This window comes from Arthrobacter antioxidans (genome assembly GCF_023100725.1).
GTDB classification, from domain to species: Bacteria; Actinomycetota; Actinomycetes; order Actinomycetales; family Micrococcaceae; genus Arthrobacter_D; species Arthrobacter_D antioxidans.
The window spans coordinates 527,185-543,197 of sequence record NZ_CP095501.1 but is presented as its reverse complement, the minus strand read 5'-3'; the positions used below and the strand labels follow the sequence as shown (position 1 = coordinate 543,197).

Here is a 16,013-nt window from a genome sequence, read left to right as displayed (position 1 = left end):
TACAGGAATGGTCCAGCCAATTCACAGGCATCGCGAGGATACTGGGAGGGTGAAAAAAACAGGCCCTGAAGCGAAACTCCTGGTCGTCGACGACGAACCGAACATCCGCGAACTCCTGTCGACGTCGCTGCGCTTCGCCGGTTTCGACGTCGTCGCCGCCGCCAACGGCCGGGACGCCCTCGCCGCCGCCGAGACGCACAATCCCGATCTCGCCGTCCTCGACGTCATGCTCCCCGACATGGACGGCTTCACCGTTACTCGGCGCCTCCGTGCCGCAGGCCGGCACTTCCCCGTCGTCTTCCTGACGGCCCGGGACGACACGGACGACAAGGTCACGGGCCTCACGGTCGGCGGCGACGACTACGTGACGAAGCCGTTCAGCCTCGACGAGGTCGTCGCGCGCATCCGCGCCGTCCTGCGCCGCACGCACCCGCTCGAGGACGACGACGCCGTGATCCGCGTCGCCGACCTGGAACTGGACGACGACGCGCACGAGGTCCGGCGCAACGGCGAGACCATCGACCTCTCCCCCACCGAGTTCAAGCTCCTGCGCTACCTCATGATGAACCCGAACCGCGTGCTGTCCAAGGCGCAGATCCTGGACCACGTCTGGGAGTACGACTTCAACGGCGACGCGTCGATCGTGGAGTCCTACATCTCCTACCTGCGGCGGAAGATCGACAGGAACCCCGACGCCGTCGCCCTGATCCAGACCAAGCGGGGCGTGGGATATCTCCTGCGCACCGCTGACAAGCGGTAGCACCGGCGACTTGGTCAAGCGTTGGAACGCGGCGTCGCTCCGCTCGCAGCTCGTGGCGATCATCATGCTCCTGATGATCGTCACCGTGGGCATCACCGGCCTCGCCACCGTCTCGCTGCTGCGTGACGGACTGGTGGACCGCGTGGACCAGGACCTGTGGAACAACGCCAGGACCGTCGCGAACGACATCTACTCCACCGAGCCGCAGGCGGACGGCGCCGTGCTGAGGTACTACGCGGCCCTACTGGACAGCGAGGGCGGTGTGGTGGTGGCCAACCAGTCCGACGACGCCGCCGACGTGCCCGATCTCGGGGACATCACGCAGGAACGCATCATCGATCTCGACGGCTCGGGTTTCGATGTGCCCAGCACCGACGCCGACAGCCAGGGGTGGCGCGTGCGGATCTTCCGCTTCGCGAACACCGACGGCTACCTCGCCATCGCCTCCCGCCTGAACACGGTGAACGAATCGGTGCAGGAGGCGAAGGAGATCATCTTCACCTCGGGCCTCGTCACCACGGCCCTGGCCTCCCTCATCGCCTTCGTGACGGTGACGCGGCAGTTCGCGCCGCTCGCCCGCGTGGAGCGGACGGCGGCAGCGATCGCGACCGGCGACCTCTCCCGTCGCGTCGCCGTCGAACGCCCCGCCTCCGAGATCGGGCGGCTCTCCCGGTCCCTCAACGCGATGCTCGCGCACATCGAGCGGGCGTTCGCCGCCCGCACCGCGTCGGAGACCAAGATGCGGCGGTTCGTCGCCGACGCGTCCCACGAGTTGAGGACCCCGCTCGTCACCATCCGCGGCTACTCGGAGCTGTACCGGCACGGGGCCCTGCAGAAGGACGAGGACGTCGCCGCCGCGATGGGCCGCATCGAGAGCGAGGCGATCCGCATGGGCCAGCTGGTCGAGGACCTGCTGACGCTCGCGCGGATCGACGAGCAGCGCCGCCCCGACGTGAAGCCCGTGGACCTCACGGTGCTCGGCCATGACGCCGCCTTCGACGCGCGGGCCACCGCCCCGGACCGCACCATCTCCGTCGTCGGGCTCGACGGCGGCAGCCCCCGCTCCGCACCCACCCGGGGGGACGAGGCGCGGCTCCGCCAGGTGGTCGCGAACCTGATGACCAACGCGCTGCGGTACACGCCCGCCGGTTCGCCCATCGAGATCGCGGTCGGTGTGGCCCCCGTGCTGCACGGCCACAGCGATTCCGTCCTGGAGGTGCGCGACCACGGCCCCGGGATCTCCGAGGAGGACGCCGCGAAGGTCTTCGAGCGTTTCTACCGGGCGGACACCTCGCGTCATCGCGAGACCGGGGGCACGGGACTCGGCCTCGCGATCGTCGCCGCACTGGTGGCCCAGCACGACGGCTCGGTCAGGCTCGAGGAGACGCCGGGCGGCGGCGCGACCCTGTCGATCCGGCTTCCGCACGTCCCGCTGGACGGGGAGACCACCGAGGAGGGAGCCCCGGAGCAGGACGGCGTGTCCGAGAGGGCGGTGACGGACGTGCCCGGCGAGCCGGACTCCGATCATCACCCGGCCTTCTCGAACGGCATCACTCCTCCACAGCCCCCGCCGACGAAGCCTGTTGTCCACAAACGCCGCGACGCCCGCTGATCGTCCCCGCCCGTGCCCTAGCGTCGACGACGTCAAGGAAGCGCGAGCACGGGAGCACAGCATGGCATTCTTCAACGTCGACACCGACAGCCTGGCGGCCAAGAGCGGTCAGGTCCAGGGCACCATCGGGAGGCTGCAGGCGGAGGTGAACTCCATGCAGGCCGGGCTGCGTGAACTGGAGGGCCTCTGGACGGGGCAGGCAGCCACCAATTTCCAGCAGCTCATCCTGCAGTGGCGGGCCACGCAGCAGCAGGTCGAGGAGTCGCTGACGGGCATCAACACGGCCCTGAACGTCGCCACGCAGCAGTACGCCGATGCCGAGCAGAGCAACGCGCGGATGTTCATGAGCTGACCGGGACAGGCCGGGCGGGCGACGCCTGAGCCCGGCAGCGGCCGGTGTCCCCGTCCGGGCCCCGCACACGAAAGGGCGGCACCCCCTGTCCGGGAGTGCCGCCCTCTGGTCGTGCTGCTCGCGGGTGCCGCGCGGGCGGTGGGGACTAGAAGCCGCCCATGCCGCCCATGCCGCCCATGTCGTCGCCGCCGCCGGCAGGAGCTGCCTTCTCCGGCTTGTCGGCCACGACGGCCTCGGTGGTGAGGAACAGGCCTGCGATCGACGCTGCGTTCTGCAGGGCCGAGCGGGTGACCTTCACGGGGTCGTTGACCCCGGCGGCGAGGAGGTCCTCGTACACGCCGGTGGCCGCGTTCAGGCCGTGGCCGGCAGGCAGGCCGCGGACCTTGTCGACGACGACGCCGGGCTCGAGGCCGGCGTTGAAGGCGATCTGCTTCAGCGGTGCGTCGATGGCGACGCGGACGATGTTCGCGCCCGTCGCCTCGTCGCCCGTGAGCTTGAGGTTGGCGAACGCCTTGGCGCCGGCCTGGATGAGGGCCACGCCACCACCGGCGACGATGCCTTCCTCGACGGCGGCCTTCGCGTTGCGGACGGCGTCCTCGATGCGGTGCTTGCGCTCCTTGAGCTCGACCTCCGTTGCGGCGCCGGCCTTGATGACTGCAACGCCGCCGGCCAGCTTGGCCAGGCGCTCCTGCAGCTTCTCGCGGTCGTAGTCGGAGTCGGAGTTGTCGATCTCGGCGCGGATCTGGGCCACGCGTCCGGCGATGGCGTCGGCGTCGCCGGCACCTTCGACGATGGTGGTCTCGTCCTTGGTCACGACGACCTTGCGGGCAGTGCCGAGCAGGTCGAGGGTGGCGGTCTCGAGCTTGAGGCCGACTTCCTCGGCGATGACCTGGCCACCGGTGAGGATGGCGATGTCGGCGAGCTGCGCCTTGCGACGGTCTCCGAAGCCCGGGGCCTTGACGGCGACGGACTTGAAGGTGCCGCGGATCTTGTTGACCACGAGGGTCGCCAGGGCTTCACCCTCGATGTCCTCGGCGATGATGAGCAGCGGCTTGCCCGACTGCATGACCTTCTCGAGGACGGCGACGAGATCCTTCACGTTGCTGATCTTCGAGTTCACGATCAGGATGTAGGGATCCTCGAGGACCGTCTCCTGGCGCTCTGCGTCGGTGACGAAGTAGCCCGAGATGTAGCCCTTGTCGAAGCGCATTCCCTCGGTGAGCTCGAGCTCCAGCCCGAAGGTGTTGGACTCCTCGACGGTGATGACGCCTTCCTTGCCCACCTTGTCGAGTGCTTCGGCGATCAGGGCGCCGATCTCGTTGTCACCGGCGGAGATGGACGCGGTAGCAGCGATCTGCTCCTTGGTCTCGATCTCCTTGGCGGAGGCGAGCAGTTCCTCGGTGACGGCCTGCACGGCCTTCTCGATGCCGCGCTTGAGGCTCAGGGGGTCGGCGCCGGCCGCGACGTTGCGCAGGCCTTCCTTGACCAGGGCCTGGGCGAGCACGGTGGCGGTGGTGGTGCCGTCGCCTGCGACGTCGTCGGTCTTCTTGGCGACCTCCTTGACGAGCTCGGCACCGATCTTCTCGAACGGGTCGTCGAGCTCGATCTCCTTGGCGATGGACACGCCGTCGTTCGTGATGGTGGGGGCTCCCCACTTCTTCTCGAGCACGACGTTGCGGCCACGGGGGCCGAGGGTCACCTTGACGGCGTCAGCGAGGATGTTGAGGCCCCGCTCGAGGCCGCGGCGGGCCTCTTCATCAAAAGAAATGATCTTGGCCATACGGCTTAGGTCCTTTCGGGACGGTTGCATTTCAGCATGTGAATGCTTGCCTGCGTGTGGTGCCCGCGACGGCCGGGCGGTGCCGGAACGATCTCTTTCACGCTCCTGCACCACCCCCACCACAGAGGTTTGCCTGCTTCACGCGCCACGCACAGTCTTAGCAGTCTGCGCGCGCGAGTGCTAACTCAATAATTAGCACTCCCACCCTATGAGTGCAACCCGCCCGGGCCCCTCGGTGCGGGTCGCCACACCCTCCCGCCGACCTCGTCCCGGTGCCATGGCGCGGAGACTCGCGAGGGCATAGGTTGGGCGGACCATCAGTCAAGGAGGCACTGTGTCGATGTCAGCAAGCGGTCCGGACCACGAAGAGTCCGGGGAGCACGGTACGGCGGGCGGAGCTGCCGACGCAGCCCGCCCCGGGCGACCGAGCGGCGGGAACCGCCCGTCCCCGGAGCCGTACGCACCACGGGATGGCGCCCCCGGCGACACCGCCGGAGACCCCTACGGGGACCAGCCCCACCAGCGGCCCCCATACCAGCAGGGCCCTTACCAGCAACCGCCGTACCAGCAGGGCCCTTACCAGCAGCCGCCGTACCAGCAGTACCCCCGCCAGCAGGGCCCTTACCAGCAACCGTCGCCCTACCAGCAGCAGCCCCCGCACCCGCAGGCCGGGGGCCAGGCCCCCTATGCACAGACTCCGTACGGCCAGAGCGGATACAACCAGGGCGCTTACAACCCGGGCCCGTACAACCCGGGCGCTTACAACCCGGGCCCGTACGGCCAGCCGTACGCTCCGCAGAAGTCCAGGGTCATCGCCGGCGTCCTGGGCATCCTCCTCGGCTCCCTGGGCATCCACCGGTTCTACCTCGGCTTCACCACGATCGGCATCATCCAGCTCCTCATGTCGACGGTGGGCGCCGCGCTCACGTTCGGACTGAGCGCCATCGCTGCGGGCATCTGGGGGCTCATCGAGGGCATCATGATCCTCGTCGGGTCGGAGCAGTTCCGCCGGGACGCCCGCGGCATCCCGCTCAAGGATTGACGCGCCGGCGGGTGGGGCTCCCGACGGTCCCTCCCGCCGCGCCGCATCCCGGCGGTGGACATGATCCGGCCTTCCGCCTGCGCGGCGGTGGACATGATCCGGCCTTCGGCGGATGCGGCGTCACCCATGGTCCGCTTCGGCGGACGCGGATCAGCCGCGGCGTCCCCCGCGGAGGGGAGGCCCTGCAGGCTCCGCCGCTTACTGGAACTCCGGCCCGAGGACCACGGAGATGGCCGGCGAGACGTCAGCACTCTCGACGAGGTCCGTGATGCCGAGGTCCTCGGCCACGGCTTCAGCGTCGGCCCGCTGATCCTCGCCGTTGTAGAAGACGACGGACGCGTCCACGGGAACGCCTGCCCAGTTCCCGGGAAGGGCCGAGGTCCATCCGGCTCCCGCCAGGCGGCCGGCCGCCACCGACGCCAGCCCCGGCGCACCCGTGCCGTTGAGCACGTTGACGGTCTGGGCCCGGTCCGCGGGGTCGGCCTCGTCGGAGGCGGAGGCCGACGCGCCGCCGGTCGCCGTGCCGTCCGGCTCACTCGTCGCGCCGGGGGACGCGGTACCCGAAGGCTCCGCCGTCGCCGCTCCGCCTCCCGTCGCGGAGGCCTCGGGGCTCGACGACGACGACGTGCCGCCGTCGTTCCCGCCCGGGAAGCCGAGGCGGGGAAGAAGGAAGAACGAGCCCAGACCGATCAGGAGCGCCAGGACGCCCACCGCGAGCTTGGGTGCGAGGCCGTTCGACCGTGCCGGGATGAGCCGCTCGCGGTGGACGCCCTGGCGCGCTGACGCTGCCGGGACGCGGTCGAATTCGTCCCGCGGGTGATCGGTCATGGGTGTGCGTGGTCCTTCGCTCGTCGAGACTGGCGGGACGTGCTAGATGTCCGCGCCGAGCCGGCGGGCCGAGCGTGCCTTCTGACGGGTGGACCTGAGGCGCCTCAGCCTCTTGACGAGCATCGGGTCGTGGGCGAGGGCCGCTTCGGTGTCGATGAGGGCGTTGAGCGCCTGGTAGTAGTGGGTGGCGGACATGCTGAACAGGTCACGGATGGCCTGCTCCTTGGCACCGGAGTACTTCCACCACTCGCGTTCGAGGGCAAGCATCCGCTGCTCGCGGTCGCCCAGGGCCAGCCGATCGTCCGTCCCGGACGTCGCGTCATCCGAATGCCGCTGTGGCTCGGCCATCTCCCCTGTCGCCTTCCGTCAGCGGGCATAACTGTCATCCCATGATAGTGGGGAATGACAGCACTGTCATTCGGACGGCACCGCTTGGCCGACCGGGCGAGAATGGGGTCATGACTTCCGCCGACCCCACACTGTTCGACCTGCCGGATGCGCCCAGGGGCGGCGCGACCGGCGCCGCGGGACCTCGGGCGGCCGGACAGCCGACCCCCGACACCTCGGCCTTCCCCTTCGCCGCCCCGGCCCGCATCGAGGACCTGGTTCCCGCCGACTGGGCGGCCGCGCTCGAACCGGTGGAGCCGGTCCTTCACCGGCTCGCCGTGTCCCTGGCGGAGGAGCTCGACGGCGGACGCCGGGTCCTGCCCGATCCGTCCCGGATCCTCCGGGCCTTCAGCACGCCGATGGACCGCGTGCGCGTGGTCATCGTGGGGCAGGACCCCTACCCGACGGTCGGGCACGCCGTCGGGCTCAGCTTCGCCGTCGATCCGCGGACCCGGCCGATCCCGCGAAGCCTCGCGAACATCTACCGCGAGCTGGCGTCCGACACGGGTGCGGAGCCGCCCGCATCGGGCGACCTGTCCGGCTGGGCCGAGCAGGGTGTCCTCCTGCTGAACCGCGTGCTGACGGTCCGTGCAGGCGAGGCGGCATCGCACCGGGGATGGGGGTGGGAAGACGTGACCGATGCCGCCATCCGTGCGCTCGTGGCGCGGGGCGGGCCGCTCGTGGCCATCCTGTGGGGCAAGGACGCGCTCCGCCTCAAGCCGCTGCTCGGACCGACGCCGACGGTCGAGTCGGTGCACCCCAGCCCGCTCTCCGCCTCCCGCGGGTTCTTCGGTTCCCGGCCCTTCTCCCGCGCCAACGACCTCCTGGCCGCGCAGGGCGCCGACCCCGTCGACTGGACGCGCACGGCGGGCCGGACCGACTGACGCCCGATCCCCGGGCCCGCACCCCATCTCTACAGGACGTCCACCGCCTGTCCTGCGGGAGGGCGGCGCCGTGCCGGCGGGTCGACGCCTCCGACTACCGCCGTCGGTTCCGCTGCCGCTCGTCGGAGCTGAGCTTCCGCGTGAAGGGTCGCGCCAGGTTGTCGCCGAGGACCACGCCCGCCGCGATCGCCAGCACGACCGTCAGGGCGTTGAACAGGCCGAGCGCGCCGTCGGACACGATCTCCGACTCGATCGTGAGCATGTACATCGAGCGGAAGATGGACAGCCCGGGGTAGAGGAACAGTACGGCGGGAACCGCGACGACGAGCTGGGGGGCGCCGAGCCGGAGGGACACGACGCGCGAGAGTCCGCCGATCAGGATGGCCGCGAGGGCCGGCGCCAGCCGGTACCCGACGCCCGCTGCGACGGCGCTGATCATGAGCAGATACCCGGCGACGGCGACGAGCGAGGTGGGGATCACGAGCTTCACATCGGTCTGCTCGGCGATGCAGATCATGGCCACGGCGATGAAGACGAGCACCGCGACCAGGGGCCACGGGTACTGGCTGCCGGCGGATTCGAAGACGTCGAGTTCAGGGATCCCGATGGCCGACCCGGCTACGAGGGCGACGGCGATACCCGCCACGAGCGCCGCGAAGACGAGGATGGCGGAGAGGTACCGGCCTGCGGCCGTGACCGGGAACCCGTTGATGGCATCCTGCGTGGCCGAGACGAGTCGGCCGGTCGGCAGGAGCAGCAGGATGCCGCCCACCACCACCAGTGCCGGGGTGATGGGCACCTCGAGCCACCAGAACAGCATCGCGATCAGGGTGACGAGCGCGGACGAGGTGGCGACGGAGAAGAACTCCGGGACGCGCCACTCCCCCAGCTTGCGGCTGACCAGGTCCACGAGGATGCAACTGATGAACCCCACCAGCGAGCCGAGCAGGGTCCCGCCGACGAAGGCCACGATGGCGGCCGAGAAGATGCCGAACGCGGCGGTCACCATCCAGCGCGGGAAAGGCTTCGGCCGGTGGGTGATCTCGTCGAGCCGCTGGGCGGCCTCGGTCCGCGAGACCCCGCCGTCGGCGATGTCGGAGACGAGCCGGTGGATGGCCGTGAGGCCCGCGTAGTTGTTCGTCCAGGAGCGGACCACCCGCAGCACCGTCGTCGGCGTCTGGTCCTTCGCGGAGTAGTTGATGATCACGGACTGGTTGGTGATGTCCACCTCGATGTGGTCGAGGCCGAAGGCGGCCGTGACCGCGATGATGCTCGTCTCCACCTCGAGGGCTCCCGCGCCGTACCGGAACATGGTCTCGGCGAGGTTGAGGGCGAAGTCCAGGGCCTTGCGCGCTCCGGCGTCGGGACCGCCGACCTGGATCATCGGGTTCGCGTAGGGGCTGCCGGCCAGTCGCTCCACGATGCTCATGGCCTGGGTGGGCGGCGCTTCGCCCTGCACGAGGCGGCGGAGCACGTTCCGGGCTGCGGCGTTGGACCGGCTCGACGACGGCACGCTCCGTGGTGTGGTGGGCAGCGCGTCGGTGGGCCGCGTGACAGGCTGCCGCTGGCGGGACGGCCGGGGGATCTTCGGTTCCGACGCCGGGCGCTTGGGCGGAGCCCCTGCCCTGCCACCCTTCCGGCCGGCACCCCCCTTGCCCGCCGCCAGCTGACGCTTCTCGTCGTCGGACGGGTCGAAGGGCCGCCGGATGACCGGGAGCGCTTCCGCCATGGGTGATGGGTCAGGGGGCAGGAGCCCATCGGCCGGGGTCGAACCGTCTGTCACAGCGGCCTTTCATGCATCGATCACCGTGCCCTGTGCGGGCTCTTCCTCAGTAGAACGGCTGATGCGTGCGCCGCCAGTAGATCTGGCGCGCCACACGCTCCGCGATCGTGTTCCAGACACGATACTTCCAGCCGCTGACCACGAGGTCGTAGCAGCCGGCGAAATCCGTCACCGTCTTGGTGAAACTCGTCTTGAACAGTCCCAGGCCGTGGAACGGGTGGTCCGTGTCCTTCAGCCGGTCGCCGGGCGGGGTGCCGCAGAAGTCGTATTCGACGATCCCGAACTCGTCCTTGAGGTCGGTGATGGCCCGCCACTGCACCAGGTGGGAGTCCCCGTACTGGCTCCTCCCAGGGCGTGAACCGCCGTCCTTGTAGGTGCCCTTGGTGCCGTAGTTGACCACGAAGGCTCCGACCGAGGGCTGTCCGTCCTCGTACACGAAGTAGAAACGGCCCTGCCCGGCGTCCACGAAGTTCTGCCAGAAGCGGCTGTAGTACTCGAACGAGCGCATGCGTGCCGCCGAGCGGTCCTCGATATGCGTCATGAGCGAGTACATGGCCCTGAAGGTCTCCTGCGTCGGCTCCATGCGCCGGACCTCCACGCCCTCGCGGATGGCCCTGCGGACCGCGTTGCGGCCGCGCGAGTGCAGGTTCCGCAGCAGCTGGTTCGCGTCCGGCGTGGTGTCCAGGATGGCCGTGCTGTCGTTGGGCTGCAGGTTGAAGGTCTTGACGAGCCCCGCCGACTGCAGCGCCTCGCGGACCTCCGGACCGTCCACGAGGTCCGGTTCCACCTTGATCGCGAAGACCTTGTGCCCCTCCCTGCGGGCGAGGTCGGCGACGGCACGCGCCGCGGCGGGGACGTGGGCGGCGTCGGTGACCGTGGGGCCCTTGATCAGGTACCACAGGGCCCCGATGACGGGGACCTTCTTCTCGAGGAGGAGGGTGTGGGTCGTGTACCCGGGGCCTTCGAGGACCACGAAGCGCGGCCGCCACCCGTGGTGCGACTTCACCTCCGCGAACGCGGCGGAGGAGAGCATGTTGCCCCCGCCCGGGTTCGCCATCACGAGGGAATCCCAGTCCCGCTGCTCCGTCCCGGTGGCGAAACGAGCGCTGAAATCGACCAAGATTCCTCATTCACTGGTGGTGGCAACAGAAGGACGCCCACAAGTCTAGCGGCTGCACACTACGCCTCCGCGTCGCAGCGCCGTACTTGTTGCCTTGGGAACCGGGTTTCCTGTACTCGTCCCATCCGGGTGGCTAGCATCGGCGATATGGACTTCAGATACCTCGGCAACAGCGGCTTCAAGATCTCGGAAATCACCTACGGCAACTGGCTCACCCACGGATCGCAGGTGGAGAACGACGTCGCCACCCAGTGCGTGCGTGCGGCGCTCGACGTCGGCATCACCACCTTCGACACTGCGGACGTCTACGCGAACACCGCGGCGGAGACGGTCCTCGGCGAAGCGCTCAAGGGCGAGCGGCGCCAGTCGCTCGAGATCTTCACGAAGGTCTGGGGCCCCACCGGGCCCAAGGGACACAACGACGTCGGGCTGTCCCGCAAGCACATCATGGAGTCGATCGACGGGTCGCTGCAGCGCCTGCAGACCGACTACGTCGACCTCTACCAGGCGCATCGGTACGACTACGAGACGCCCCTCGAGGAGACGATGCAGGCGTTCGCCGACATCGTGCGCCAGGGCAAGGCCCTGTACATCGGGGTCAGCGAGTGGACGGCCCAGCAGATCCGCGACGGCCACGCCCTCGCGAAGAACCTCGGCTTCCAGCTCATCTCCAACCAGCCCCAGTACTCGATGCTGTGGCGTGTCATCGAGGGCGACGTCGTCCCCGCGTCCGAGGAACTCGGGCTGTCGCAGATCGTCTGGTCACCCGTCGCGCAGGGCGTGCTGACCGGCAAGTACACGCCGGGCGCCCAGCCAGGGCAGGGCACCCGCGCCTCGGACGACAAGGGCGGCGCCGACATGATCAAGCGCTGGATGAGCGACGAGGTGCTCACCGGCGTGCAGAAGCTCGCACCCATCGCCGACGGCGTGGGCCTCACGATGGCGCAGCTGGCCATCGCGTGGGTGCTGCAGAACAGGAACGTGGCCTCGGCGATCATCGGCGCCTCCCGGCCCGAGCAGGTGGAGTCGAACGCCGCCGCCGCCGGCGTGAAGCTCGAGGACGACGTCCTGAAGGCGATCGACGACGCCATCGGCGACCTCGCCGAGACGGACGTCGCGAAGACCGTCTCACCCGAGACGCGGCCCGTCTGATGGTGGCTGCGACCAGCCCCCTGACCGTCGCGGTCACGGGGTCCAACGGGAAGCTGGGGCGGAGTGTGGTCCGCGGCCTGCGCGAGGCAGGGCACACCGTCCTCGAGCTCGACCAGCACGGCGAGCGCACCCCGACGTTCCTGCGCATCGACCTGCGGGACTACGGCCAGGTGGTCGACGCCCTCCTCGGCGTGGACGACCGGCACTCCGGCGTCGACGCCGTCGTGCACCTCGGGGCCATCCCGGCTCCGGGCCTGCAGGCGGATGTGGCGACGTTCCACAACAACATGGCCGCCACCTACAACGTCTTCCAGGCCTGCCGGCGGGCGGGCATCAAGCGGGTCGTGTACGCGTCCAGCGAGACCGTCCTCGGGCTCCCGTTCGACACCCCGCCCCCGTACATCCCGGTGGACGAGGAGTACCCGGCCCGGCCCGAGAGCACCTACTCGCTCGTCAAGCACCTCGAGGAGCAGCTGGCGATCGAGCTGACGCGCTGGGATCCCCGGCTGAGCATCACGGCGCTGCGCTTCTCGAACGTCATGGACCCGGAGGACTACGCCGGGTTCCCGTCCTTCGACGCGGACGCGACCGCCCGGAAGTGGAACCTCTGGGGGTACATCGACGGGAGGGACGGCGCCCAGGCCGTGGCGAAGGCCCTCGAGCACGCGGTGCCGGGCTTCGACCGCTTCATCATCGCGGCCGCCGACACCGTGATGAGCCGCGCCAGCGCGGACCTGGCGGCCGAGGTGTTCCCCGGGGTGGAGCTGACGCGCGAGGTGGGCGAACACGAGACGCTGCTGTCGATCGACAGGGCCCGCCGGGTACTGGGGTACGAGCCCCGGCACAGCTGGCGCGACCACGTCTAGGGCGACACCCGGGCAGGTCCGCCGGTCCGGGCAGCGGTGCGGACTGTCGTCCGGACCAGTTCATCAGTAGGCTGATGATTGAAGACGCGCAGCACCGACGAAAGGCAGAGAAGATGACCGAGAACCTTCCCGATGAGGAACTGACCATCGTTGGCGAGGAGCCCGAGGTGCCGAACGACGCGCTGGCCCCGGAGGCCTTCGACCCGGTCCTCGAGGGCCGACCGGACAGCTACGAGGGCGCAGCGGAGGACAATCCGGACCGCTGGCAGGAGGATCCGCTGCTGCAGGACGAGCCCGGGGCGACCGGGGCCGTCGCCGATGAGAACGGTGTCGCCGTGGTCGGCGAGGAAGGCGTCCTCAGCGACCAGACCCTGCGCACGGAGACGGCCGAGGCCCGGTACGAGCACGGCGACGAGCAGTACCCGCCGGAGGAGCCGATGCTCGGCGAGGCCGCGGCCGACGTCGACTTCGGCATGATGGAGGACGACGAGGTCGACGCGAGCGACGATCCCGCCAACCGCGGCGGGTCGCCGCTGAGCGCGATCGACGAGCAGGACATCGAGTAGCGCCCACCGCGTGATGCAGTACGAGGCCCCGGGGCATGCCCCCGGGGCCTCGTCGTACCCGTGATGCAGCACACATCCGGAATATGCCCTGTCGCGCCCCGGTTGCCGCCAGTAGACATCGACCGGAAAGTAGGACCTCGTGAAACTGTTCTCCCCCCTCACGCTCGGCACGCTCGAACTCCCCAACCGCGTGGTCATGGCGCCGCTCACCCGGGTCCGCTCCGGTGACGCCGGCATCCCGGGCGACATCGTCGTCGAGCACTACCGGCAGCGCGCCTCCCTCGGCCTGATCGTCAGCGAAGGCACCTACCCCAGCCACGCCGGCCAGGGCTTCCCGGGCCAGCCCGGGCTGGTCGAGGACGAGCAGCTCGCGGGCTGGAAGCGCGTCACCGACGCCGTCCACGCGGACGGCGGGCGGATCGTCGCCCAGGTCATGCACGCCGGCCGGGTGACCCACCCCGATACGAACGGCGGCTACGAGGTCGTGGCCCCCAGCGCCATCGCGATCGACGGCGTCACGCGCACCAGCACCGGCAAGCAGCCCTACCCGGTGCCGCACGCCCTCGGCACCGAGGAGCTCCCGGGCATCATCGAGGAGTTCGTCACCGCGTCACGGAAGGCCATCGACGTCGCAGGATTCGACGGCGTCGAGCTGCACGGCGCCAACGGCTACCTGCTGCACGAGTTCCTCTCCCCCGAGTCGAACCAGCGCGAGGACGCCTACGGCGGATCGCCGGAGAAGCGTGCACAGTTCCTGATCGAACTCGTCACGGCCGTCGTGGCCGAGGTCGGCGCGGAGAATGTCGGCCTGCGCATCTCCCCCGCGCACAACATCCAGGACGCACTCGAGACGGAGGCTGCCGACGTCCACGCGACCTACGGCACGCTGGTCGACGCCCTCGCCCCGCTGAAGCTCGCCTACCTCAGCGTCCTGCACGCCGACCCCACGGGAGGACTGGTCCAGGATCTGCGCACGCGCTTCGGCGGACCCGTCCTGATCAACAGCGGGTTCGGTGTGATCACCAATCGCGACGAAGCCATCGCCATCCTCGAGGACGGAGTGGGGGACGCCGTCGTCGTCGGCCGTCCCGCCATCGCGAACCCCGACCTCGCCCGCCGCTGGCAGGAGAACCTGCCGGAGAACGAGCCGGATCCGGCCACGTTCTACTCGACGGGCGCCGAGGGGTACACGGACTACCCGTTCTACGACGGTTCGGTGAACGCCAACTAGAACACGGGCCGGCACCGACCGGCTCCGCACGGCGCCCCCCGAAGGGCGCCCCCGTCACTCGACGGGGGCGCCCTTCGCCCTTTCCGGGCGGCGCTCAAGCCGCGGGCTGCGTTCCAGCCGCGCGCGGAGACCCGACCAGCGGAGGGCGGCCCACCCGAGGAGGAGGGCCACCGCCAGGTGCGTGTGGAGCATCAGCATGACCTCCGGGGAGTGCCCCGGTGCGGCGGCCGACCCGACGGGTACGGTGCCGTCGTGGTGGACCGCCTGGTCGGGGGCGGGTGTCACGGCCCCGTCCGCCAGCCCGCCGAGGAGCCAGTGGAGCACCTGCTGCCCGGCGCCGAGCAGCAGCAGCACACACCATCCGGGCACCCGTGCGCGTCCGGCGAGGGTGGCCGCCAGGACGGCGAAGATCGCGAGAGCACCCAGGATCGGCAGGGCCGGGAGCGAGCCGCCGGACAGGGTGTGGACCACCGCCCCGAGCCCGACCGCCAGCAGGCCCACGGTGGCGGAGAGCGCGCACACCCGGGGGCGGTCGACGGACGGCGGGGCGGCGTCCAGGACTTTCATGCCCTGATCGTAAGCATGCTGATGACCGTGCGTCACGCGGAACCTCACCGGGACCCCTGGGCCCCGGATCCGTAGACTGGCGCCATGGGAGCTTCTGTTCCCTCGAATCGAGAGGATGAGCGCATGTCAGAGACCTCAGGCGACGACGACCGTATTCACAGCGAGGCCCCGGCCGAGGGCGACACCGCCGCCGACCCCGCGGATATCCGGGTGCACGCCGAAGAACCCGCCGAAGGCGCGGACTCCGAGGACCAGGGCAGCGACGGCACGTGATCCGATCCGCATCCGGACGGTGAGCGGCCACTGACTGCTTCCACGCGCGTACCGCATATGCGCGAGGGCGCGCTCCGTGGACGTGCAGTCCTACGGTTGCGGCTCTGTCCGGTTTCGCTGATGTCAGCGGACCGGTATCAGCGGACCGATGTCAGCGGACGCCCTCGACGACCTCGCCGAAGGGGACCTCCTGCGACAGTTCGGCCTGCCGGTCCACGGCCTGATCGCTGACGAGGATGCCGTACTTGCCTTCGGCGACGGACTGCTTCATCACCATCAGCACGGTCTCGGCGAAACCCTCATCCTGGGCTTCGAGGAAGGTGATGTAGGCGGGCGGGAAGTTCTCTGGAACGGTGAGCATGACCTCACGCTACCTGCCGCCACCTGCGCCTGCCGAGCGTTTTCCCATCCCCGCGCGATCGACCATCGCGTCGGTCGATCGGGGAGGGCTGAGCCTCCCGCGTCGATGATCAGCGCCGGCGCCTCGCCGCTGCGTGCCGACCCAGCTCGGCGATCGCGGCTGCGGCGACGACGACTGAGAGTGCAACGGCGGCCAGCATCACGTACAGCACCACGAGGGTGGTCATCGGCGACGAGGCGCTGTGCAGGATCCGCAGACCGCCGAACAGTCCGACGGCCCAGAAGACGCCCACCCCTGCGAGCGCATAGGCCGCACGCCTGTGCCCACGATCGAGACCCATACTCCGGGCGCATTGCATGAGGAGGCCCTGCCATTGCTTCATAGCTCAACTATGGGGTGGCGGCCGGAAATCACGGCCAGCCGTCGCTATCGTGTCCCTCACACCGGCG

At 69.8% G+C, this 16,013-nt stretch carries 18 protein-coding genes; 10 read left to right on the top strand and 8 right to left on the bottom strand.

Annotated features, from left to right (window positions below; translation table 11 throughout):
* Window positions 1-49: 49 nt before the first annotated feature.
* From MWM45_RS02615 to MWM45_RS02605, 3 genes are all read left to right on the top strand, one after another.
* Entirely contained in the window at window positions 50-760 is a 711-nt protein-coding gene (locus MWM45_RS02615) for a response regulator transcription factor (RefSeq protein ID WP_043444530.1), read from the top strand.
* 10 nt (window positions 761-770) lie between these two features.
* A complete protein-coding gene (locus tag MWM45_RS02610; protein ID WP_336296688.1) occupies window positions 771-2,372 on the top strand; it encodes a sensor histidine kinase in 1,602 nt (533 codons plus the stop codon).
* 61 nt (window positions 2,373-2,433) lie between these two features.
* On the top strand, window positions 2,434-2,724 hold the full coding sequence (locus MWM45_RS02605; protein ID WP_247828000.1) for a WXG100 family type VII secretion target: 291 nt from the start codon (window positions 2,434-2,436) through the stop codon (window positions 2,722-2,724).
* A 145-nt stretch (window positions 2,725-2,869) separates the two neighbouring features.
* On the opposite strand, the gene groL is transcribed toward MWM45_RS02605, so the two are convergent.
* Window positions 2,870-4,504, bottom strand: a complete 1,635-nt coding sequence (gene groL / locus MWM45_RS02600; RefSeq protein WP_043444535.1) for a chaperonin GroEL — start codon at window positions 4,502-4,504, stop codon at window positions 2,870-2,872.
* Window positions 4,505-4,844: 340 nt separating this feature from the next.
* On the opposite strand from groL, the gene MWM45_RS02595 reads away from it, so the two are divergent.
* Window positions 4,845-5,546 carry a TM2 domain-containing protein gene (locus MWM45_RS02595; protein WP_247829112.1) on the top strand — a complete coding sequence of 234 codons (702 nt, stop codon included), beginning with the start codon at window positions 4,845-4,847 and terminating at the stop codon, window positions 5,544-5,546.
* A gap of 198 nt (window positions 5,547-5,744) precedes the next feature.
* On the opposite strand, the gene MWM45_RS02590 is transcribed toward MWM45_RS02595, so the two are convergent.
* Entirely contained in the window at window positions 5,745-6,374 is a 630-nt protein-coding gene (locus MWM45_RS02590; RefSeq protein WP_247827999.1) for a LytR C-terminal domain-containing protein, read from the bottom strand.
* A gap of 42 nt (window positions 6,375-6,416) precedes the next feature.
* Window positions 6,417-6,722: a DUF3263 domain-containing protein gene (locus MWM45_RS02585; protein ID WP_199278340.1), complete on the bottom strand. Its 306-nt coding sequence runs from the start codon at window positions 6,720-6,722 to the stop codon at window positions 6,417-6,419.
* 110 nt (window positions 6,723-6,832) lie between these two features.
* Here MWM45_RS02585 and MWM45_RS02580 point away from each other — a divergent pair, with 110 nt between their 5' ends.
* Complete coding sequence (locus MWM45_RS02580) at window positions 6,833-7,645, top strand: uracil-DNA glycosylase (protein ID WP_247827998.1); 813 nt, start codon at window positions 6,833-6,835, stop codon at window positions 7,643-7,645.
* A 94-nt stretch (window positions 7,646-7,739) separates the two neighbouring features.
* Here the strand turns inward: MWM45_RS02580 and MWM45_RS02575 are convergent, their stop codons facing one another.
* Window positions 7,740-9,374: a threonine/serine exporter family protein gene (locus MWM45_RS02575; protein ID WP_247827997.1), complete on the bottom strand. Its 1,635-nt coding sequence runs from the start codon at window positions 9,372-9,374 to the stop codon at window positions 7,740-7,742.
* Between the two features lie 100 nt (window positions 9,375-9,474).
* Window positions 9,475-10,548, bottom strand: a complete 1,074-nt coding sequence (locus MWM45_RS02570; RefSeq protein ID WP_247827996.1) for a lipid II:glycine glycyltransferase FemX — start codon at window positions 10,546-10,548, stop codon at window positions 9,475-9,477.
* Window positions 10,549-10,695: 147 nt separating this feature from the next.
* Here MWM45_RS02570 and MWM45_RS02565 point away from each other — a divergent pair, with 147 nt between their 5' ends.
* The 4 genes from MWM45_RS02565 (at window position 10,696) to MWM45_RS02550 (ending at window position 14,363) form a co-directional block, all read left to right on the top strand.
* Window positions 10,696-11,700, top strand: a complete 1,005-nt coding sequence (locus MWM45_RS02565) for an aldo/keto reductase family protein (protein ID WP_247827995.1) — start codon at window positions 10,696-10,698, stop codon at window positions 11,698-11,700.
* A gap of 20 nt (window positions 11,701-11,720) precedes the next feature.
* The gene (locus MWM45_RS02560; protein WP_247829111.1) at window positions 11,721-12,566 is read left to right on the top strand and encodes an NAD-dependent epimerase/dehydratase family protein; all 846 of its coding nucleotides are present in this window, start codon (window positions 11,721-11,723) and stop codon (window positions 12,564-12,566) included.
* Window positions 12,567-12,679: 113 nt separating this feature from the next.
* Complete coding sequence (locus MWM45_RS02555) at window positions 12,680-13,132, top strand: hypothetical protein (RefSeq protein ID WP_247827994.1); 453 nt, start codon at window positions 12,680-12,682, stop codon at window positions 13,130-13,132.
* A 139-nt stretch (window positions 13,133-13,271) separates the two neighbouring features.
* A complete protein-coding gene (locus MWM45_RS02550) occupies window positions 13,272-14,363 on the top strand; it encodes an alkene reductase (RefSeq protein ID WP_269076571.1) in 1,092 nt (363 codons plus the stop codon).
* 54 nt (window positions 14,364-14,417) lie between these two features.
* Here the strand turns inward: MWM45_RS02550 and MWM45_RS02545 are convergent, their stop codons facing one another.
* Complete coding sequence (locus MWM45_RS02545) at window positions 14,418-14,930, bottom strand: hypothetical protein (protein WP_247827993.1); 513 nt, start codon at window positions 14,928-14,930, stop codon at window positions 14,418-14,420.
* A gap of 123 nt (window positions 14,931-15,053) precedes the next feature.
* On the opposite strand from MWM45_RS02545, the gene MWM45_RS02540 reads away from it, so the two are divergent.
* A complete protein-coding gene (locus MWM45_RS02540) occupies window positions 15,054-15,203 on the top strand; it encodes a hypothetical protein (RefSeq protein ID WP_247827992.1) in 150 nt (49 codons plus the stop codon).
* A gap of 151 nt (window positions 15,204-15,354) precedes the next feature.
* Here the strand turns inward: MWM45_RS02540 and MWM45_RS02535 are convergent, their stop codons facing one another.
* On the bottom strand, window positions 15,355-15,564 hold the full coding sequence (locus tag MWM45_RS02535) for a hypothetical protein (RefSeq protein WP_043444548.1): 210 nt from the start codon (window positions 15,562-15,564) through the stop codon (window positions 15,355-15,357).
* A gap of 109 nt (window positions 15,565-15,673) precedes the next feature.
* Entirely contained in the window at window positions 15,674-15,946 is a 273-nt protein-coding gene (locus tag MWM45_RS02530; RefSeq protein WP_247827991.1) for a hypothetical protein, read from the bottom strand.
* Between the last annotated feature and the right edge of the window lie 67 nt (window positions 15,947-16,013).